Annotated in this window: 24 protein-coding genes; 19 read left to right on the forward strand and 5 right to left on the reverse strand. The window is 65.6% G+C overall.

Annotated elements, in window-relative coordinates:
* Position 1 precedes the first annotated feature (1 nt).
* The 4 genes from VNZ93_RS23515 to VNZ93_RS23530 all read left to right on the forward strand — a co-directional run bounded on the left by VNZ93_RS23515 (position 2) and on the right by VNZ93_RS23530 (position 2654).
* Positions 2 to 1210 carry a phage major capsid protein gene (locus VNZ93_RS23515; protein ID WP_325711199.1) on the forward strand — a complete coding sequence of 403 codons (1209 nt, stop codon included), beginning with the start codon at positions 2 to 4 and terminating at the stop codon, positions 1208 to 1210.
* Positions 1211 to 1305: 95 nt separating this feature from the next.
* Positions 1306 to 1491 (forward strand): hypothetical protein, encoded by a 186-nt coding sequence (locus tag VNZ93_RS23520; protein WP_325711202.1) that lies wholly within the window; start codon positions 1306 to 1308, stop codon positions 1489 to 1491.
* A 136-nt stretch (positions 1492 to 1627) separates the two neighbouring features.
* A complete protein-coding gene (locus VNZ93_RS23525) occupies positions 1628 to 1801 on the forward strand; it encodes a hypothetical protein (protein WP_325711205.1) in 174 nt (57 codons plus the stop codon).
* Between the two features lie 211 nt (positions 1802 to 2012).
* Positions 2013 to 2654, forward strand: a complete 642-nt coding sequence (locus VNZ93_RS23530) for a Pr6Pr family membrane protein (protein ID WP_325711208.1) — start codon at positions 2013 to 2015, stop codon at positions 2652 to 2654.
* Positions 2655 to 2660: 6 nt separating this feature from the next.
* Here VNZ93_RS23530 and speB read toward each other — a convergent pair whose 3' ends face one another.
* From speB to VNZ93_RS23545, 3 genes are read right to left on the reverse strand one after another with little or no spacing between them, the layout of a single operon-like run.
* A complete protein-coding gene (gene speB / locus VNZ93_RS23535; RefSeq protein WP_325711211.1) occupies positions 2661 to 3560 on the reverse strand; it encodes an agmatinase in 900 nt (299 codons plus the stop codon).
* Positions 3561 to 3562: 2 nt separating this feature from the next.
* Positions 3563 to 4120 carry a pyruvoyl-dependent arginine decarboxylase gene (locus VNZ93_RS23540; RefSeq protein ID WP_325711214.1) on the reverse strand — a complete coding sequence of 186 codons (558 nt, stop codon included), beginning with the start codon at positions 4118 to 4120 and terminating at the stop codon, positions 3563 to 3565.
* A 55-nt stretch (positions 4121 to 4175) separates the two neighbouring features.
* Complete coding sequence (locus VNZ93_RS23545) at positions 4176 to 4928, reverse strand: S1 family peptidase (protein ID WP_325711217.1); 753 nt, start codon at positions 4926 to 4928, stop codon at positions 4176 to 4178.
* A 135-nt stretch (positions 4929 to 5063) separates the two neighbouring features.
* Here VNZ93_RS23545 and VNZ93_RS23550 point away from each other — a divergent pair, with 135 nt between their 5' ends.
* From VNZ93_RS23550 to VNZ93_RS23605, 12 genes are all read left to right on the forward strand, one after another.
* Positions 5064 to 6026: an AEC family transporter gene (locus VNZ93_RS23550; protein ID WP_325711220.1), complete on the forward strand. Its 963-nt coding sequence runs from the start codon at positions 5064 to 5066 to the stop codon at positions 6024 to 6026.
* Positions 6027 to 6140: 114 nt separating this feature from the next.
* The gene (locus tag VNZ93_RS23555; RefSeq protein WP_325711223.1) at positions 6141 to 6716 is read left to right on the forward strand and encodes a head-tail connector protein; all 576 of its coding nucleotides are present in this window, start codon (positions 6141 to 6143) and stop codon (positions 6714 to 6716) included.
* Positions 6713 to 7036: a phage head closure protein gene (locus VNZ93_RS23560; protein WP_325711226.1), complete on the forward strand. Its 324-nt coding sequence runs from the start codon at positions 6713 to 6715 to the stop codon at positions 7034 to 7036. Before VNZ93_RS23555 ends, VNZ93_RS23560 begins: the two co-directional genes overlap by 4 nt.
* Positions 7037 to 7180: 144 nt before the next feature.
* A complete protein-coding gene (locus tag VNZ93_RS23565) occupies positions 7181 to 7588 on the forward strand; it encodes a DUF3168 domain-containing protein (RefSeq protein ID WP_325711229.1) in 408 nt (135 codons plus the stop codon).
* 23 nt (positions 7589 to 7611) lie between these two features.
* Entirely contained in the window at positions 7612 to 8019 is a 408-nt protein-coding gene (locus VNZ93_RS23570) for a phage major tail protein, TP901-1 family (protein ID WP_325711231.1), read from the forward strand.
* Between the two features lie 117 nt (positions 8020 to 8136).
* Positions 8137 to 8454 (forward strand): gene transfer agent family protein, encoded by a 318-nt coding sequence (locus VNZ93_RS23575; protein WP_325711234.1) that lies wholly within the window; start codon positions 8137 to 8139, stop codon positions 8452 to 8454.
* 24 nt (positions 8455 to 8478) lie between these two features.
* Positions 8479 to 8667, forward strand: coding sequence for a rcc01693 family protein (locus VNZ93_RS23580; protein ID WP_325711237.1), 189 nt, complete (start codon positions 8479 to 8481; stop codon positions 8665 to 8667).
* Positions 8657 to 9229 carry a phage tail tape measure protein gene (locus VNZ93_RS23585; protein WP_414710178.1) on the forward strand — a complete coding sequence of 191 codons (573 nt, stop codon included), beginning with the start codon at positions 8657 to 8659 and terminating at the stop codon, positions 9227 to 9229. Before VNZ93_RS23580 ends, VNZ93_RS23585 begins: the two co-directional genes overlap by 11 nt.
* A gap of 6 nt (positions 9230 to 9235) precedes the next feature.
* The gene (locus VNZ93_RS23590) at positions 9236 to 9865 is read left to right on the forward strand and encodes a DUF2460 domain-containing protein (protein WP_325711239.1); all 630 of its coding nucleotides are present in this window, start codon (positions 9236 to 9238) and stop codon (positions 9863 to 9865) included.
* Positions 9866 to 9986: 121 nt separating this feature from the next.
* Positions 9987 to 10880, forward strand: coding sequence for a DUF2163 domain-containing protein (locus VNZ93_RS23595; protein WP_325711242.1), 894 nt, complete (start codon positions 9987 to 9989; stop codon positions 10878 to 10880).
* Between the two features lie 3 nt (positions 10881 to 10883).
* Positions 10884 to 11318 (forward strand): DUF6950 family protein, encoded by a 435-nt coding sequence (locus VNZ93_RS23600; RefSeq protein ID WP_325711245.1) that lies wholly within the window; start codon positions 10884 to 10886, stop codon positions 11316 to 11318.
* Complete coding sequence (locus VNZ93_RS23605; protein ID WP_325711248.1) at positions 11318 to 15205, forward strand: baseplate multidomain protein megatron; 3888 nt, start codon at positions 11318 to 11320, stop codon at positions 15203 to 15205. The genes VNZ93_RS23600 and VNZ93_RS23605 overlap by 1 nt, the downstream gene beginning before the upstream one ends.
* Here the strand turns inward: VNZ93_RS23605 and VNZ93_RS23610 are convergent.
* The gene (locus VNZ93_RS23610; RefSeq protein WP_325711251.1) at positions 15172 to 15678 is read right to left on the reverse strand and encodes a hypothetical protein; all 507 of its coding nucleotides are present in this window, start codon (positions 15676 to 15678) and stop codon (positions 15172 to 15174) included. The two genes, VNZ93_RS23605 and VNZ93_RS23610, sit on opposite strands and share 34 nt — an antisense overlap.
* Positions 15679 to 15738: 60 nt before the next feature.
* On the opposite strand from VNZ93_RS23610, the gene VNZ93_RS23615 reads away from it, so the two are divergent.
* On the forward strand, positions 15739 to 17208 hold the full coding sequence (locus tag VNZ93_RS23615) for a DUF2793 domain-containing protein (RefSeq protein WP_325711255.1): 1470 nt from the start codon (positions 15739 to 15741) through the stop codon (positions 17206 to 17208).
* Here VNZ93_RS23615 and VNZ93_RS23620 read toward each other — a convergent pair.
* A complete protein-coding gene (locus VNZ93_RS23620; RefSeq protein ID WP_325711258.1) occupies positions 17199 to 18530 on the reverse strand; it encodes a UDP-glucose/GDP-mannose dehydrogenase family protein in 1332 nt (443 codons plus the stop codon). The two genes, VNZ93_RS23615 and VNZ93_RS23620, sit on opposite strands and share 10 nt — an antisense overlap.
* Positions 18531 to 18701: 171 nt before the next feature.
* On the opposite strand from VNZ93_RS23620, the gene VNZ93_RS23625 reads away from it, so the two are divergent.
* Complete coding sequence (locus VNZ93_RS23625) at positions 18702 to 19271, forward strand: hypothetical protein (protein ID WP_325711261.1); 570 nt, start codon at positions 18702 to 18704, stop codon at positions 19269 to 19271.
* A gap of 187 nt (positions 19272 to 19458) precedes the next feature.
* Positions 19459 to 19732, forward strand: a 274-nt coding sequence (locus VNZ93_RS23630; protein ID WP_325711264.1) for a glycoside hydrolase family 108 protein, incomplete at its 3' end; no start/stop codon positions are given.

A 19732-nucleotide genomic window follows, 5' to 3' on the forward strand; every position in this document is an offset into this window, starting at 1 on the left:
GATGCAGGACGCACATGTCACCCATGCCGAACTGATGCGCACCTTCGACGCCTTCAAGGCGGCGAATGACGAACGCATGGCCGCGATCGAGCGGCGTTCCGCCGATGTGCTGCACGAGGAGAAAGTGGCGCGCATCGACGCCGCGCTCGACGCGCAGACACGCCGGCTCGACGAACTGGCTCTCAAGTCCGCACGCCCCCAGCTTGGCCTCGAGACCGGCAGGGACCGCGCGTCCGCACGCGAGCACAAGACCGCGTTCGAGTCCTATGTCCGCTCGGGCGAGAGCGCCGGACTGCGCGCGCTTGAAGTGAAGGCGATGAGCGTCGGTACGCCGGCCGATGGCGGCTATCTCGTCCCCGACGAGGTCGAACGCGAGATCGGCAAGCGGCTCGCGGCGATTTCGCCGATCCGTTCGATCGCGTCGGTGCGCGAGATCTCCGGCAATGCCTACAAGAAGCCGTTCATGACGGCAGGGCCCGCGACCGGATGGGTGGCCGAGACCGCCTCGCGTCCGCAGACCAATTCGCCGACGCTGGACGAACTCTCGTTTCCTGCCGCCGAACTCTATGCGATGCCGGCCGCGACCGGCGCATTGCTGGAGGACTCCGCCGTCAATATCGACGAGTGGATCGCAAGCGAGGTCGAGCAGGTGTTCGCGGTGCAGGAGGGGGCGGCCTTCGTCAATGGCGACGGCAGCAACAAGCCCAAGGGCTTCCTGCAATACGACAAGGTCGCGGAGGGCTCCTGGGCCTGGACCAAGATCGGCTTCGTCGAGACCGGCGCCGCCGGCGCGTTTCCGGACGAGGCTCCGACCGACCCGCTGATCGATCTCGTCTATGCGCTGAAGGCCGGCTATCGCCAGAACGCCAGCTTCGTGATGAATCGCAAGACCCAGAGCGCGATCCGCAAGCTGAAGGATGAGGACGGCCACTATCTGTGGCAGCCGCCGTCGCAGGTCGGCATGCGTGCCGGCTTGCTCACCTTCCCGGTGGTGGAAGCCGAGGACATGCCGGACATCGCGACCGGCAGCTATTCGATCGCGTTCGGCGATTTCGCGCGCGGTTATCTCGTGGTCGACCGGCAGGGCGTGCGGGTGCTGCGCGATCCGTATTCCGCCAAGCCCTATGTGCTGTTTTACACCACCAAGCGCGTCGGCGGCGGCGTGCAGGACTTCGACGCGATCAAGCTGCTGAAGTTTTCGGCGACATAGCCCGTTCGCCGCAAGATCGCATAAATCGTCACAACGACGTGAAAGCGGGCCGCGCGGGGCGCCTCTACATCCCGGTCAACGAGATGGAGGTCGCCATGCGCGTCTTTATTCTTTCGGTCGTCGCCGCCGCGATCGTCGCCGGTGGGGCTTATGTCGGGCTCCAGAGAGTCCAGGAGAGCACGGCCGACGCCTACACCACCGGTTCGGCGCGGCTCGACTGGCAGGAGGAGTCCAATTTCTACGGCCGTGAGGTGCCCCCGCCGCCTGGTCAAACGAACTAGCGTTTTCTGGAGCGGGTACGGACTTGCGGCCGCATGCGGCCGCAGCATTGCTGGAATGTCGTAACGGCGTCGTGAACGGGCGAAACGCGCACGGCGCACTTATGTGCGCCGCAACAAGAAGACTCTGGAGATTGATATGCGCGTCTTTATGGCCCTGGCATTGTTTGCGGCGGTCCTCGCCGGCGGTGCCTACTCGGTCGTCCGGTCGATTGAGCATCCGGTGGCCGAAGGCAATTACTTTGCTCACTCTACGGGTGCGTCCTCTCGCCTCGAGCGAACGGACCGGGTCGAGGTCGGCTTCGACGAATAGCCCTGCGCGGCTTCCGCTGCGAATGCCGTTCCCCACCCATCGACGATCTGCCGGTCCGGATGTTTCAGTCCGGCCATCAGGCGGAGTTGACAGACTCTCATGAAGCGGGTGCTGCTTGCGCCAGCTCAGGAATGAACCTGAGCCTGGTGTGAAGCAGCACGCGCCTCTCCGAGATCGGCGCCGGGACCGCTTCGCAAGTGGGGGGAGCGGAATGGCGCGGGTCTATGCGTTTGTCTTCATGCTGGTCGGCTGGTTCTCGGTGATCGGCCACTACATCGCGAAGTCGGACTTTCATTCGCTGGCGGGCACGATCAACTATCTCAGCTATTTCACCATGCTCTCGAACACGCTGGTCGCGGCAACCTTCACCGCGGCGGCGCTGTTGCCGCAGACGCGCGCGGGCCGTTTCCTGCTGTCTCCGCCGGTTGCGATGGCGACGGCTGTCTACATCTCTGTCACCGGGCTGGTATTTTATTTTCTGCTCTCCGGGCTCTACCAGGTTCACGGATGGGAGGCGCGCTACGACCATCTCCTGCATTATGTGATGCCGCCGGCCTATGTGCTGTTCTGGCTGATCTACATGCCGAAGGGATCGCTGCATTTGCAGAACGTGCCGTGGATCATGGTGCCGCCGCTGATCTATGGCGGCTGGACGCTGCTGCACGGAGCCGTCACCGGCTTCTACCCGTACCCGTTCATCGACGTGTCGAAGTTCGGCTATGCCAATGTGCTCGCGCACATTGTTGAATTCGTCTTCGTGTTTGCCTTCGTTGCGGTGGTGTTCGTGTTTCTCGACCGGATGATCCATCACTTCGATCTGCAATCGGAGCCGGCGCTGGACCAAAGGGTCTGAGCGCCGTCAGGCCCGCGGCCGGGCGACCATCGCAAGATATTCCCACACCATGGTCGCAGCCGCGAGCGCGGTGATCTCGGCGCTGTCGTAGGCGGGCGCGACTTCGACAATGTCCATGCCGGTGAAGGTCAGCGCCTCGAGCCGGCGCAGGATCGCCTGCACCTGCCAGCTCGCGAGGCCGCCGATTTCCGGTGTGCCGGTGCCGGGCGCAAAGGCCGGATCGAGGCAGTCGATATCGAACGAGAGATAGGCCGGCGCATTGCCGATGACTTCGGTGACGCGCTGCGCGACCGCATGCGGAGTGGTCTCGTGCACGTCCTGTGCCGTGATGACGGTCACGCCCTTGCCGCGCGTCCAGTCGTACACGTCCTTCTGCACCGGCGAGCGGATGCCGATCTGCACGGTCCGCTTCGGATCGATCAGGCCTTCCTCGATCGCGTGGTAGAACACCGATCCGTGCGCATAGACCTGACCGAAATTGTCCGGCCAGGTGTCGACATGCGCGTCGAAATGCACGAGCGCGAGCGGTGCGCCGTTTCCGATCGCGCGGGCGCGCAGGAGCGGCAACGAAATCGAATGGTCGCCGCCGAGCGCAACGAGATGCGCATGGGCCGCGGCCTGTCCCTGGATCAGCGCGAGACTGTTCGCGATGTCGCCCAGCGCGATATCGAAATCGCCGATATCGCAGACGGGCAGGGCGGCCGGATCGACCCACCAATGTGGATGGTCGCCGTCGACCAGCATGCGGCTTGCCGCACGGATTGCCGGCGGACCGAACCGCGCGCCGCTCCGGTTCGTGGTGCCGATATCGAATGGGATGCCGGCGATGTGGATCGCCGCTTCGTCCGGCGCCCGCAGGATGCCGAGAAAGGTTGGCGGAACGGCAAAAGTCGGAACGGTCGCCATTGTCACTGTCCTGCGAAACGGAAGACGGCGGCCGCGATCGCGCAGGTCCAGCGGCCGGCATCGTCACCGACGGCGGCGGCCGTGATGGAGGTCGAGCCGAAAATGAGATTGGAGGTCTGATAGACCTTCTTGCGTTCGTCCCAGGCGGCGTTCGGATCGAACTCGATGCCGAGCGTCGAGGCCAGCATGGAAGCCGCGAGATCTTCGGCATAATCGCCGCTCTGCTCGCCGGTCATGCCGTAACCGTGATGCTCGGAGATATAGCCGTACATCTTCTTGTCGGTCGGCCGCGCAAGGCCGATGCTGGAATGGATGCGGCGGCCGGGCTCGTCAGTTTCGGTACGAGCCATCACGCAGAAGGTGATCTCGCCGGGACGAAGGGTTGCGACCCCGGCCTCGCGCGTCATCTCCACGCATTCCGGCGGCAGGATCGAGGACACGGTGACGAGATTCTGCTGCTCGATGTCGGCTTCGCGCAGCGCGAGCTCGAAGGCGGTGAGCCGGTCGCGATGCGCGCCGACGCCGCGGGTGAGGAAATAGCTGGTTGGAACCGGAAACATGCCAACACCTTTCGTTGCGCCGACAGCAGGAGACTGGCAGCGGCACGCTGTCGCGTTACGGCGCCAGGGGACTGCCGAGCTTCTTCGCGGTCTCGACGATCCAGGGATAGTATAGCGACAGCGGCGTGACGCCGGTGAGACCGCCGCACCCGGCTTCATTGCCGGCGGCCGTCGACCAGCTCACGACGCCCACCACCATCATCCGGCCACCGATATCGCGAAACACCGGTGCGCCGGAATCGCCGGTGCAGGCGCCGAGACCGGAACGTTCGTTGCGGGCTGCGGGATCCATCAGCCGGATCTGCAGATTGCCGGGCTGGCCGGTGACGGCAAGCGTCGCGCTGCGCAGCGTGCCGCCGCTCTTGCCGTCGCCCATGCGGGTGAGGCCGTAGCCCCAAATGGTCAGCCGGTCGCCCGGCGCGATCTTCAGGCGCTCGCCATGGACAGGCGACGGCACGCCGGCGCCCGCGACCTTGACCAGGGCGACATCGGCGGTCGCGCGATGGGCGTCGAAGGTTTTCTGGCTGAACTGCGGATGGCGCGCGATGCTTTGCGTGTCGCGCAGCTTCGGCTGACGGCGGGCATCGAATTCGACAAGTTTGTAATCCGCGCCGGGCGGCACGCAATGCGCCGCGGTCAGCACGAGGTCGCGCGCGATCGCGACACCCGTGCAGGAATTGCCGCGCGAACCGACGATCATCACCGCGCCGTTCGGACCCTGGACGGGAGGCGCGCCGCCGACCAGCGCGGAGGCGGATGCTGCGGGAAAGAGGAATGATAGAGAGAGGATCAGGAGGCTGCGGCGCATGGCACATCTTGGAACGGTGCTGGCGGACGATGTCAACCATGCCACGCGGGGTGGCAATCGCGCCATCACGGCGCTTGGCAGCATGGCGCGGTGATGCGAGGGTGAGTCGCACTCGCACCGATTTGATTCTCCCGCATGCTCTCCAGTTCGCTGTCCGTCCTTCTGCCGGTCCTGTTCGTTATTGCGCTCGGCTACGCGGCCGGCCGGACCAAGGAGTTCGACAGCGATCAGGTCAAGGGCATCAACGAACTGGTACTCGACTTTGCGTTGCCGGCGATCATGTTCGTCGGCATCGTCAAGACCGCGGCGCATCCTCCGACCGGCGAGACGGCGTTCCTGATCGCGACCACGTTCGCGCTGCTGGCGTTCTATATCGCGGTGCTGCTCGTCAGCATGATGCTGCTTCGCCGGCCGATCGGCGAGGCGGCCTTGCAGGCCTGCCTTGTCAGCTTTCCGTCCGTGGCGTTCATGGGCATCCCGATCTTCAAGGGGCTGTTCGGCGAATCCGGCGTCCTGTCGGTCACGACCGCAACCGTGATCGCGAACCTGACGATTGCGCCGCTGACGGTGCTGCTGCTCGAGATGCACAAGCAGCGAACCGCCAAGGCCGGCAGTGGCGAAGTCTCGCGCCTCGGCGACGAGATCGTGTCGGCGCTGAAGAGCAGTTTCGTGAAGCCGGTGGTCTGGGCGCCGTTGGCGGCGATCCTGGTCGTTGTGAGCCGCATTCCCGTCCCGGAGCCGATCGACGCCACGCTGACGCTGATCGGCTCGACCACGTCCGGCGTGTCGCTGTTTGCGGCGGGCCTCATCATCGCGGCCTACAAGGTCAATGTGAGTTTCGAGATTGTCGGCAACGTGATCACCAAGATGATCGCGCAGCCGCTCTTTGCGGTTTTCCTGGTCTGGCTGTTCGCGGTCCGCGAACCGCTTGGGCACGAGCTCGTGCTGATGTGCGCGATCCCGAGCTCGGCTTTCGCCGTGCTGCTGGCGCCCCGCTACAACGCCTATGAGACGGAGGCCGCATCCACGCTGGTGCTGACCTCCTTCGCGATGGTCGCGATCATGCCGATCGCCATCACGCTGACCGGCGGGATGTAGGTCTGCTCTCCCCGGGCGTCGTAGGACGGGCCCGGCCTTTTTCGCAATCGTTGAAGCCTTCTGGATTCCGGGTTCACGCGCTTTCGCGCGTGCCCCGGAACGACGGAGATTGCCATGTCCGCCATTCTCTTGACGCCGCCGGCGCTCGAGCCGGTGTCGCTTGCCGATGCCAAGCTGTTCCTGCGGGTCGCGCATGACGATGATGACGATGTGATCGCCGCCCTGATCGCGGCTGCCCGCGTCCATGTCGAAGCGCAGACCCGCCGTGCGCTGATCGAGCAGAGCTGGCGCCTTGTGCGCGACGTCTGGCCGGCGAGCGGCCGTCTGCCGATCCTGCCCGCGCCGCTGATCGCGGTGACGGCGATCCGCGTCTTCGATGCGGACGGTGGGCCGCATCTCCTCGCACTCGATAAGTTCGACATCGACACAGGATCGGCGCCGGCCGTGCTGGCGTTCGAGCGCGGAGCGCCCCGCGTGCCGGGCAAGCTCGCGTCCGGGATCGAGATCGACATCACGGCGGGCTACGGCGATGACCCGGATGATGTGCCCGAGCCGTTGCGCCAGGCGATCCGCGTGCTGGTCGCGCACTGGTATGAGAACCGGGGCGTGATCGCGGCGAGTCGCGAGGTGGCCACCATGCCTGCGTCGGTATCGTCGCTCATCGCTCCATTCCGGGTGTTGTCGCTATGAGAAATCCGGGTGCGTTGCGATCGCGCCTCACGCTCGAGGCCCCGGTCGAAAGTGCGGATGGCGCAGGTGGCGTGGTCCGGAGCTACAGCGCGGTCGCGACGCTGTGGGCGGAGGTGACGCCGGTCTCGGCCGCGCGTGCATTCGAGGCGGAACGCGCAGGCGCGCGCATCACCCATCGCATTGTCATCCGCTTTTCCGGGGACATCACCACCCAGCACCGCTTCCGCGAGGGCGACCGCGTGTTTCGCATCGCGTCGCTGCGCGATCGGGACGGGCGGAGGCGGTTTCTGCAGATCGATGCGGAAGAGACAGTTGCTTGACTTATCGCTCCCCCGCAAAGCGGGGGAGGGTGGCCGCGCCGCGCGCGGCCGGGTGGGGGCGATCCTGCTTCCACGACGATCTTTAACCCCACCCCGGCGCTTCGCGCCGACCCTCCCCTGAAGCGGAGGGATGGAGCCTCATCCATGCCCACAGCCACCGCCGCGTTGCGCGCGGCGATCCACGACGCCTTGACTGCGGATGTTGCACTCGCCGGTATTCTCGGCGGCGCAAAGATTTATGACGAGCCGCCGGCGACGGCGGCTTTTCCATATGTGACGCTCGGCGAAGCGCGGGTGTCCGACTTTTCCGCCGGCGACGACGCGCTGCAGGAGCATCAGCTCACGCTGCATGCCTGGTCGCGGCAGGGCGGACACAAGGAGGCGCACATGATCGCGGGCGCGCTCCTGCAGGCGCTGGACGATGCGCCGCTGTCGCCTGACGGCCATCGACTGGTGAACCTGCGCTTCTCGCTCGCCGACATCCGGCGCGAGGCGGACGGGCGCACCTATCACGCGCTGGTGCGCTTTCGCGCGGTCACCGAGCCGGTGTGATTGGCAACAACAGGAACACAACTATGGCAGCACAAAAGGGCAAGGACCTGCTCATCAAGATGCATGACGGCTCGGGCTACGCGACCGTCGCGGGCTTGCGCTCGCGGCGGATCGCCTTCAATGCCGAGACCGTCGACATCACGCATGCCGAAAGCGCCGGGCGCTGGCGCGAATTGCTCGACGGCGCAGGCATCAAGCGCGCGGGCGTGTCCGGTCGTGGCCTGTTCAAGGACGCCGCAACCGATGCGCTGATGCGCCAGACCTTCTTCGATGGCGCGGTGAAGAATTGCCAGGTCTTCATCCCTGATTTCGGCACGGTGCAGGGGCCGTTCCAGATCACGAGCCTGGAATTTGCCGGCGAGCATGACGGCGAGGTGACGTACGACCTTTCGCTGGAATCCGCCGGCGAGCTGACATTCGCGGCGGCTTAGTGCGCGCAGCTGAGTGACAGTCTTCCGCTCATGCCCGCGAAGGCGGGCATCCAGCATTCCTGACTCCGGGTCCCCGCCTTTGCGGGAACGAGCGGTGGAGAGAACGGAGACTTGACCATGCCCAATCGTCACCGCGGCGAGATCGAAGCGGATATCGGGGGACGGAGGCGCACGCTGGTGCTGACGCTCGGCGCGCTGGCCGAACTCGAAGCCGCGTTCGGTGAGGGCGATCTGGTCGCGCTCGCGGAACGCTTCGCCAAGGGCCGCATGAGTGCACGCGACCTGATCTCGATCATCAGCGCGGGCCTGCGCGGCGCGGGAGAGAGCGTGTCCGACGACGAGGTTGCGCGCATGGCGGTGCCGGGCGGCGCGGAAGGCTATGTGCGGATCACCGCCGACCTGCTCGACGCAACGTTCGGGACGGCCGGCACATGAAGCCACTTCCATGAAAGCGTTTCCATGAAAGCGTTTCCCTGGGACGAAGCCATCGGCTTCGGGCTCGGCGTGCTGCGGCTGTCGCCCGCAGCGTTCTGGGCGATGACGCCGCGCGAACTGGCGCTGGCGATTGCCGCCGTGAGCGGCGGCGTCACGCCGCTGCGCCGAAGCGACCTCACTCACCTGATGACGAGATATCCCGATGGCCGATGAATTCGACGATTTCGCACTGACCGAAAGCGTGGACCGCCTCGATCGCAGCATGCGCACGATCGATCGGGGAATGCGCGACATCAACCGCAGCGCGGCGCAATTCGGCCGCTCGCTGTCGGATGCGTTTACGCAAGGGGTCAATGGCAGCCGCGGGCTCGACGATGTGCTGAAGTCGCTGTACCTGCGGCTGTCGGACATCGCACTGAGGCTCGCGTTCAAGCCGCTGGAGAATGCGCTCACTGCGGGCTTTTCCGGTTTATTTGCCGGGACCGGAGGCGCCGGGCCGGTGCAGGCCTTCGCATCGGGCGGCATCATCGGCACGCCGACCTATTTTCCGTTGCGCTCCGGCGGCGCGGGGCTTGCGGGCGAGGCCGGACCCGAAGCGATCATGCCGCTCCGGCGCGGACCGGATGGCCGGCTCGGCGTTGCCGCAACAGGCAGCGCCGCTGCAAGCATCACGGTGAATATCGCAACGCCCGACGCGGACTCGTTCCGAAGGTCCGAGCTTTACGTCACCGGGCAGATTGCGCGCGCCGTTGCGCGCGGCCAGCGCGGGATGTGACGCGTCATGCCAGCTTTCCACGAGATCCTGTTTCCACTCGATATCGCGCTCGGGAGCGCGGGCGGGCCGGAGCGGCGCACCGAGATCGTCGCGCTCGCGTCGGGCCGCGAGGAGCGCAATGCGCGCTGGGCGCATTCGCGGCGTCGCTACGACGCGGGCTACGGCATCAAGACGTTCGACGCATTGTCGGAGGTGATCGCGTTCTTCGAGGAACGGCGCGGCATGCTGCACGGCTTTCGCTGGCGCGACCGGCTGGATAACAGTTCCGCTGCACCGGGCATTGCGGTGACGGCACTCGACCAGGTGCTGGGCGTGGGCGACGGCGCGACCGACACGTTTCAGCTGACGAAGACCTATGGTGGCGCTTTCGCGCCCTATGCCCGGCCGATCGCAAAGCCCGTGGCCGGCAGCGTACGCGTTGCCGTCGATGGTGTGGAACTGGAGAGCGGCTTCGCGGTCGATGTGACGAACGGCGTCGTCACCTTCACCGAGCCGCCCGGTATCGGCGATGCTGTCACCGCGGGCTTTCTGTTCGACGTGCCGGTGCGGTTCGATACCGATTATCTCGAAGTCGATCTGTCGGCCTTCGCGGCAGGGGCCATTCCGAAGATCCCGCTGATCGAGATTCGCGTCTAGGGACGGCAAGCGCCAACAGCCTGCCGCTCACACACCCGCGAAGGCGGGCATCCAGTCTTTTGCGCTGGGTCCCCGCCTTCGCGGGGACGAGTGTTTTGAATCATTACCTCGGAAGCGTTCCATGCGCACGATCCCGCCTTTACTCCAGGCAAGGCTCGAGTCCGGCGCGACCACATTATGCCGATGCTGGATTGTCACGCGTCGCGATGGCGCGGTGCAGGGCTTCACCGACCACGACCGCGACGTGACGCTGAACGAGGTCGTGTGCCGTGCCGATAGCGGCTTTGCCGGGACGGAGGCGATTGCACGGCTTGGATTGTCGGTCGATGGCATCGAGGTGTCGGGCGTGCTGTCCGACGAGAGCCTGAACGAGGATGCGCTTGCCGCGGGGCGATACGATGCGGCGCAGGTCGACATGTATGTCGTCGACTGGAGCGAGCCGTCGCTGCATGTCCTGATGTCGCGCGGGCATGTCGGCGAGGTGCGACGCGAGGGCAGGGCGTTTGCCGCCGAACTGCGCGGCCTTGCCGATGCGCTGAATGTTGAAACCGGCCGGCTTTATACCGCGGGCTGCGCGGCCGATCTCGGCGATGCGCGCTGCGGCGTCGATCTCGACGATCCGGCCTGGCGCGGCGAAGGAACGGTCGCGGCGCTGAACGGCACGTCCGTTTTCATCGCCAACGGATTGCCCGCGTTCGATGACGGCTTGTTCACGGGCGGGCGCGTTCTCTTCACAAGCGGGGCGAATGCCGGCGATGCGATGGAGGTGAAACGCCATCGCATGCAGGACGACACCGTCACCATCGCGCTCTGGCAGGCCATGGCTCAGCCGATCGCGCCCGGCGACACGTTCGTCGTGACAGCCGGCTGCGACAAGCGCTTTGCAACCTGCCGCGATCGCTTCGACAACGTGCTGAACTTCCGCGGCTTTCCGCACATTCCGGGCAACGATTTCCTGATGCGCTACGCGACCGACGGCGAGCCCGGCCATGACGGGCAAAGCCTGCAGAGGTGACGCATGTCCATCACCCCGACTGTCATCATCGCCGAAGCGCGCAGCTGGATCGGCACGCCGTACCGGCACCAGGCCTCGCTGAAAGGTGTCGGCTGCGATTGCCTGGGCCTGGTGCGCGGCGTGTGGCGTACGCTGTATGGCGAGGAGCCGGAGCGCATGCCGGCCTATTCGCGCGATTGGGCGGAAGCGTCGCTGCGCGAGACGCTCGCCGAAGCCGGCACGCGGCATCTGATGCCGGTTGCGCGCGACGCCATGCAGCCGGGCGACGTGGTCCTGTTCCGCTGGCGAACGGGCTTCGTCGCCAAGCATGCGGCGATCCTCACGTCGGAGACCGCAATGGTGCACGCTCATGACGGAGCCGCGGTTGCGGAGGTCGCGTTCGCGCCGTGGTGGCGTCGTCGTCTCGCCTATGTCTTTCGCTTTCCCGGAGTGAATTGATGGCGTCGCTCGTTCTCTCCACCGCGGGTAGCGCAATCGGCGGCGCGCTGTTCGGTCCGGTTGGCGCATTCGCCGGGCAACTTGCCGGTGCGATCGGCGGCAGCCTCATCGATCAGAGATTGTTCGCGCCTGCGGCCTTGCCCCCGCGCACGCATGAAGGTCCGAGGCTGCGCGATCTCGACGTGATGGCGTCGACCGAAGGCGCTCCCATCCCGCGCGTTTACGGACGTGTGCGTGTGTCGGGTCAGGTGATCTGGGCGACCGCACTCGAGGAGGTCGTCACGACCCGCACCGAGACCGCGGGCGGTGGCGGCGGCAAGGGCGGCGGCGGATCGGCGGCGCCGGCGCAGAGCGTCACCACGCGCACCTATTCCTACTATGCCAATTTCGCGGTTGGGCTCGCCGAAGGTCCGGTCGCGCATCTGTCGCGGATCTGGGCCGACGGCAAACCGCTCGATCTGTCCGGCGTGACATTGCGCTTCTACTCCGGCAGCGAGGATCAGGGCGCCGATCCGCTGATCGTTGCGAAAGAGGGCGCAGAATATGCGCCGGCCTATCGCGGGCTGAGTTATGTCGTGTTCGAGCGGCTGCCGGTCGACCCGTTCGGCAATCGCATTCCGCAACTGTCGTTCGAGATCGTGCGGCCTGTGGGACTGCTCGAACAGCTGATCCGCGCGGTGACGCTCATTCCCGGCGCGACCGAGTTCGGTTATGAGCCGGCGACCGTGACGCGCAGGCTTGGACCCGGCCAGCACGCGCCGGAGAACCGGCATGTCGCGCATGCGCCGTCCGATGTGATCGCCTCCCTCGACGAGCTCCAGATGCTGTGTCCGAACCTGGAGCGCGTTGCGCTGGTGGTCGCGTGGTTCGGTGACGATTTGCGCGCGGGGCATTGTCGCGTCCGCCCCAAGGTCGACCATGCAAGCAAGGCGACGAATGGCGCGAACTGGTCGGTGGCGGGTCTTGGCCGCGGCAGCGCGCATGTCGTCTCGCAGGTCGACGGACGCGCGGCCTATGGCGGAACGCCATCCGACGCCAGCGTGCGCAACCTGATCGCCGAACTGAAGGAACGCGGGCTGAAGGTCACGCTCTATCCGTTCCTGATGATGGATGTGCCGGCGGATAACGCATTGCCTGATCCCGGGAACGGGACCGCGCCACAGCCGGCCTATCCCTGGCGCGGCGAGATCACCTGTTATCCGGCTCCCGGCATCGAGGGTTCGCCGGACGGAACGAGTGCTGCAGGCGACGAGGTCGATGCGTTCTTTGCGGAGGGTGGCGGTACCGGCTGGAATTTTCGCCGCATGATCCTGCATTACGCAGCTCTGGCCGCGGCCGCGGGCGGCGTCGATGCGTTCGTAATCGGTTCGGAGCTGAAGGGCCTCACGCGGGTGCGCTCGGCCTCCGGGGTCTATCCGGCGGTAAACCACCTCGTGGCGCTTGCGGAAGACGTGCGCGCCATAGTCGGCGATGACACGACCATCACCTATGCCGCCGACTGGACCGAATACGGCGCGCATGTCGTTGACGAGACGGCGCAGGAGGTGCGCTTTCCGCTCGACCCGCTTTGGGCCTCGGAGAATATCGACGCGATCGGCATCGACTATTATCCGCCGCTGTCGGACTGGCGCGATACGCCCGATCATGCCGACCGCGCGCTCACGGACACGATCCACGACCGCGGTTATCTCGAAGGCAATCTGGATGGCGGCGAGGCGTACGACTTCTTTTACGCCGATCCGGCTGCGCGTGAAGCGCAGACCCGCACGCCGATCACCGACGGTCTCGGCAAGCCATGGATGTTCCGGCAGAAGGATCTCTGGAGCTTCTGGAGCGAGCCGCATCATGAGCGCGTCGGCGGCGTCGAGCTGTCATCTCCGACCGCATGGATGCCGGAATCGAAGCCGATCTGGCTGACGGAAACCGGGTGTCCCGCGGTTGACAAGAGCGCGAACCAGCCCAGCGTGTTTCCCGATCCGAAATCGGCGAGCGGCGGCTACCCCTATTTTTCGAACGGCCGGCGCGACGACCTGATCCAGCGGCGCTACCTCGAAGCGGTGCTGTCGGCGTTCGGCGCAGCCAGCGCACGCAATCCGGCATCGTCTCTTTATGACGGACGGATGGTCGAGCCGTCCGCGATCCATCTCTGGACCTGGGACGCGCGCCCTTATCCGGTCTTTCCGCAGGCGACCGATACGTGGAGCGACGGCGCGAACTGGGAAACCGGACATTGGCTCACGGGGCGGCTCGGCGCGTCGCCGATGGATGGCCTGATCGGCGCGATCCTGTCCGATGCCGGAGCGCCTTTGTGCGACGTATCGGCGCTCGGCGAGGGGCCGGACGGCTACAGCATCGACCGGCCGATGAGTGCGCGGGCGGCGATCGAGCCGCTGGCGCAGGTCTTCGCCTTCGACGCATCCGATGAAGGCGGACAACTCGTGTTTCGCCCGCGCGGCGGGAGCCCCGTCATCGAACTGACGGGCGCCGATTGCGTGCTGCCGGATCGTGGCGCGCCGTTGCGGCTCACGCGCGCGCAGGAGACCGAATTGCCGCGCGAAATCGCGCTCGGCTTCTCGGACGGCCGAAACGATTATCGCCGTGGCGCCGCCTCGTCGCGGCGTCTGGTCGGTTCGTCAACGCGGCTTGTGCAAAGCGAGATCGCGATGGTGAGCGCCAGCAGGGCTGCGGAACGGCGCGCGGATATCTGGCTGCAGGATCTGTGGGCCGGCCGCGAGAGTGCGGATTTCGGATTGCCGCCGACGAGGCTCGCGCTGACGCCGGGCGACGTTGTCGCACTAAACGCGGATGGCCGGCGACGGCTGTTTGAAATTCGCGAGATCGTCGACGCGCAGGCGCGCGCGATCAAGGCGCGCGCGATCGATCCGGAGATCTTCAATCTTCCGGTCGAGCGCGACGGCGATGTCGCGGTGCCGATCCCGCCGCCGGTCGGTCCGGTGGAGGTGCGCCTTCTCGATCTGCCGGCCTTCGATGGCGGCGATCCGGTTGTCCTGACGCGCGCCGCCGTGTTCGCCGATCCCTGGCCGGGACCGGTCGCGATCTGGCGCGCGCGCGACGATGCGTCCTATGAGCGCGTCGCCACGGCTTTTGCACCGGCGATCATGGGTGAGACGCTCGATCCGTTGCCTGAGGGGCCAGTATTCTGCTTCGACGAGGCAAACACATTCCGCGTGCGACTTTACGGCGGGGCGCTGGTTTCGGTTTCCGATCTTGCGCTTCTCGGCGGCGCCAATCTCGCAGCGCTGCAACGGCCGGACGGCGCGTGCGAGGTGATCCAGTTTGCGCATGCCGAACTCGTGGACGACGGCACTTACAGGTTGTCGCGATTGCTGCGGGGGCAGGGCGGTACCGAATGGGCCGTGTCCGATCCGCTGCCTGCGGGTGCGGCGTTCGTTTTGCTGGACGCGCATTTGGTGCCGGTCGCGCGTGGTCTTGCGATGCTCGGGCGACCTTTGTTGCTGCGGATCGTGGCCGCCGCGCGCGATCATGGCGATGCGGCTGCGGTTTCAATCGAGACCGAACCGCAGTCCGTGGCGCTGCGTCCCTACGCGCCGGTGCATCTGCGCGCCGCGCGTGGACCTTCCGGGATTGAATTGTCCTGGGTGCGGCGGACGCGCACCGAGGGCGATTCATGGGAGGCCGAGGATGTCCCGCTCGGCGAAGCGTCGGAACGCTACGAGGTCGATATCCTCGATGGCGCGACGGTGAAGCGGGTGCTGCATGCGAACGCGCCGGAAGTGCTTTACGCATCGGCCGACGAGATCGCCGATTTCGGTGCGCCGCTGGACACGCTCACGCTGCGGGTCGCGCAGATGTCTGCACTGGTCGGTCGCGGCTATCCGGCGGAGGCGACGCTCGTGGTCGGCTGAACATCGCTCAGCTGAATCGACCATGCGCCCATCGTCTCGGGCGCCGCGGCGATATCACGCTCGATCGCAGCCCAATCGAGTTGCCGCGTCTGTGTCGCGACCGCGTTGATCGCTGCGATCACGGCCGGAATGCCCCATTTCAGGAAGTCAATGTGGGTGCCGTCCTGCATGACAAGCCGGAATTTCCGCACGAACAGGAACGATGCGTTGCGGATTGCGGAAATCGCCGGAAGCATGATCGAGAAGGCCGGCTCGACCGGGTTCGCCGGTTTGAACTTCAGCCGGTAATTGGTGAGGTGCAGCATGCCGAGCACCTTTCGCGGTGCGGATGCACCGAGCACGTAAGGCGGCGCGCCTGTCCGGCCGGCATCCGGATGGAGCGGCAACAGCACATTGGCGCCAAAGCTGCTCAACAGCTTCTCGCCGGGCAAGAGTTCCTTCTGCATCATCAACGCCGGGCTGACGTCGTTCATCGCTTCGACCTGTTCCTATCGCGGCTCACGGCCGCGGCATCGCAATAACGGAAAACCGACATGAGCGATACCATCCATCTCGCCTTGCCCATGATCGCGGCCTCGCAGGCGCAGAAGCACGTCACGCATAACGAAGCACTCCGCGCTCTCGACGCTCTCGTCATGCTGTCGGTCAGGGACCGCGATCTGTCCGCACCGCCCGGTTCGCCCGCGGAGGGCGATCGCTATCTGGTGAAACCGTCAGGTACAGGCGCGTTCGCGGGCAAGGACAACCAGATCGCGCATTTTCGCGACGGCGCCTGGGCCTTCCACGATCCGCAGGCGGGCTGGATCTGTTACGTCGAGGACGAGGAAACGCCACTGGCGTTCGACGGCAGCGACTGGATCGCGTTGCTCGGTTCCAGTCCCCAGCTTCAGAATATTGCGCGGCTCGGGTTCGGCACGGTTGCCGATTCAACCAATCCGTTTGCTGCGAAACTCGGGAACGCGTTGTGGACCGCGCTTTATGACAGCGAGGGCGGCGACGGCAGCCTGCGCATGAAATTCAACAAGGAGTCGACGGCGGACGTGCTGTCGCTTCTGCTGCAGACGAATTATTCCGGGCGTGCGGAAATCGGGCTGATCGGCGACAACAAGTTGCGTGCGAAAGTCAGTGCCGATGGCAGCGCGTGGAAAGATGTCGTGGTGATCGACGAAACCACGGGATATATCGGGTTGGGGACCGACGCGCCGGAAGCGGCTTTTCATCTCCTTCTTTCAACGTCGGTGCAGCCGCTTGTGGATCTCGCCGCCAACAGCGCCTCGGCCGCGGGCCTGGCCTTCCGGAAAGCGAGGGGGACGATTGGCAGTCCGGCTATTGTCCAGGCCAGCGATAATGTCGCAGCCTTTCCGGTCCGCGCCTGGGACGGCTCGGCTTATGTCGCGGTTGGAAATTTGCGCTGGGTGGTCGATGGAACGCCGTCTGCCGGAAATGTACCGACACGCATCGAATTCCAGAATTTTTCCAATGGCGGGAGTAATGCCTCGCGGTTCGTGATCGAAAATGCCGGTCATTCCCGGCCGGCGGCGGACAATGCGTATTCGTGCGGAACCGCGTCGTATCGCTGGTCTGCCATCTACGCGGCCAACGGCACCATTCAGACGTCAGATGCTCGCGCCAAGACAGACATTGCCGACAGTGAGCTCGGGCTCGACTTCATCAATGCGCTGCGGCCGGTCTCGTACAAATGGATTGTCGGCGGGCAGGATGTCGTTGCCGATCCGGACGCGCCAGCCGACGACGACGGCGTCATTCCGACCAGAACCGTGCCGCGGCCCGGTGCACGCACGCATTACGGATTGCTCGCGCAGGAGGTCAAAGCCGCGCTCGATGCTGTCGGCGCCGGCGATTTCGGCGGGTATATCAAGACGGATGTCGGCGATGCCGACAGCGAGGAGGGCCTGCGCTATGATCAGTTCATCGCGCCGCTCATCCGCGCGGTGCAGGAATTGACCGCGCGCGTCGCGACGCTCGAAGCGCGTCAGCCCTGAGGTCGGCCGGCGGGGGCGGGCGCCCGGCCGATGCCGGTATAGGAAAATCCGTAACGCTCGACTTCTTCGGGCGGATAGACATTGCGCAGATCGACCATTACCGGCGTCTTCATGGCGGCCTTGATCGCGTCGAGATCGAGCGCGCGGAACTGCTCCCATTCGGTGACGATGACGATGACGTCGGCATCCTTCGCGCAATCATACGCGCCTTCGGTATAGGTCACGTTGCTCAGCACTTCGCGCGCCGCTTCCATGCCCTCGGGATCGTAGGCGCGCACCGTCGCGCCCATGTCCTGCAACGCGGTGATGAGCGGGATCGACGGCGAGTCGCGCATGTCGTCGGTATTGGGCTTGAACGTCAGCCCTAGCACCGCGACGGTCTTGTCCCGCAGGCTGCCGCCGCAGGCGGCGAGCACCTTGCGCGCCATCGCGCGCTTGCGCTGGTCGTTGACGGCTGCCACGGTCTCGACGATGCGCAGCGGCGCTTCGTAATCCTGCCCGGTCTTGATCAGCGCGAGCGTGTCCTTCGGGAAGCAGGAACCGCCGAAGCCGGGACCCGCGTGCAGGAATTTCGATCCGATGCGGTTATCGAGCCCGATACCGCGCGCCACTTCCTGGACATTGGCGCCGACCTTCTCGGCAAGATCGGCCATCTCGTTGATGAACGTGATCTTGGTCGCGAGAAACGCGTTCGCCGCATACTTGATAAGCTCGGCGGTGCGCCGCTCGGTATACATGATGGGTGCGCGGTTGAGATAAAGCGGACGATAGATCTCCGCCATGACTGCCTTGGCGCGCTCGTCCGTCGTCCCGATCACGATGCGGTCGGGATGTTTGAAGTCCCGGATCGCCGCGCCCTCGCGCAGGAATTCCGGATTGGAGACCACGGCAAAATCCGCATCGGTGCGGCTCTGTCGCATGACGCGCTCGACTTCATCGCCTGTGCCCACCGGTACCGTCGATTTGGTGATGATCACGGTGAATCCGTCCGTCGCGCGCGCGATCTCGCGCGCTGCGTCATAGACGTAGCTCAGGTCCGCATGTCCGTCGCCGCGCCGTGACGGCGTACCGACCGCAATGAAGACAGCGTCGGCCTGTGCAACCGCTCCGGCCAGTCCGGTCGTGAACGACAGGCGGCCCTGGCGGACGTTGTTGCCGACGAGCTCCGACAGGCCGGGTTCGTAGATCGGCATCTCGCCCTGGTTCAGCGCCTCGATCTTGCGGGCGTCCTTGTCCACGCAAACGACGTGATGGCCGAAATCGGCAAAGCAGGCTCCCGAGACGAGGCCGACATAGCCCGAGCCGATCATTGCGATACGCATGCGTCCCTCCGAAACGGCGACTGCGGACCTGGGCGGTCGCCGGGCCGAGGACACGCGTGCCGCCCGGCGCAAGCCGTGTAACGGCGAGGCGGCCGCGAGGCAAGCGCCACCGCGCCTTTGGCAAAGACAAGCGGCCGGTTCATTCGGCCGTCACACAACCGCGGACGACACATGACGAATGCCCAAAGCGCTGGCGCAACGCTGCGCGCGTTCCTGATACAAGGGCTGGCCGGTGGCCGGCCCTTTTACTTTTCCGGTGGTCTCGACGTCCTCGCGCGCAAGCTGACCGCGCAAGGCGTCAGCGCCAGCGTGCACGCGCAGGGCACGTTCCTGCGACCCTATGGCCAGGTCGATGCGATCGCGCGGCTCGCGCTGTCGGCAGCAGCGAAGGGTGCGCGGCCGGTTTTGATCGGGCATTCGATGGGTGCTGACGCGGCGCTGAAGGTGGCGGTCAGGCTCGAGAGCGCAGCAATCGCGGTGCCGCTTGTCGTATGCTTCGATCCGACGAGTTTCCGTCTCCTGTTCGGGCCGCCGCCGGTTCCTGCCAATGTCGCGCGGGCGCTGTGCTTCTATCAGAAGATCAGTCCGCTCGGCCGCGGCCTGCTGAAACCGGCGCCGGATTTCAAAGGTGCGCTGACCCAGGAGCGGGTCGCGACCATCCATAGCGCCGTCGACGATGATCCGGCGCTGCATGCGCGTGTGCTCGCCGAAGTGAAGGCGCTGCAGGACGCGCCGCGCTGAGCGCCGACGCTTTCGACCACACCGACAAAACGCACGAGCCGCGCATTCGCGCGGCGCTTTTACTTTCAGGAGGTGACGATGGAATGGATCGGATGGGCGATCGTTGTCGCGGCGGTGTTAGCGCTAGCCGCGTATCGCCACGCATTCGGCAAATGGCCGCTGCGGCTCGACCTGTGAGGAGGCGAGCATGGCGGCGACGAATTACGATACGTGCCTCTCGCGCGTACTGAAGCATGAGGGCGGTTACAGCAATCATCCCTCGGATGCTGGCGGGCCGACCAATTTCGGAATTACGATCCATGACTATCGCCGCTACATCCACGCCAACGGCACGGCGGCCGATGTCCGTGCGATGACGCTTGCCGAGGCTGCGAAGATTTATCGCGAGCGATACTGGCATGTGTTGCGTTGCGATGAACTGCCGGCCGGACTGGATTACGCAGTCTTCGACTACGGCGTGA

Origin of the sequence: Pseudorhodoplanes sp. (assembly GCF_035565795.1) — a bacterium.
Lineage (GTDB): Bacteria > Pseudomonadota > Alphaproteobacteria > Rhizobiales > Xanthobacteraceae > Pseudorhodoplanes.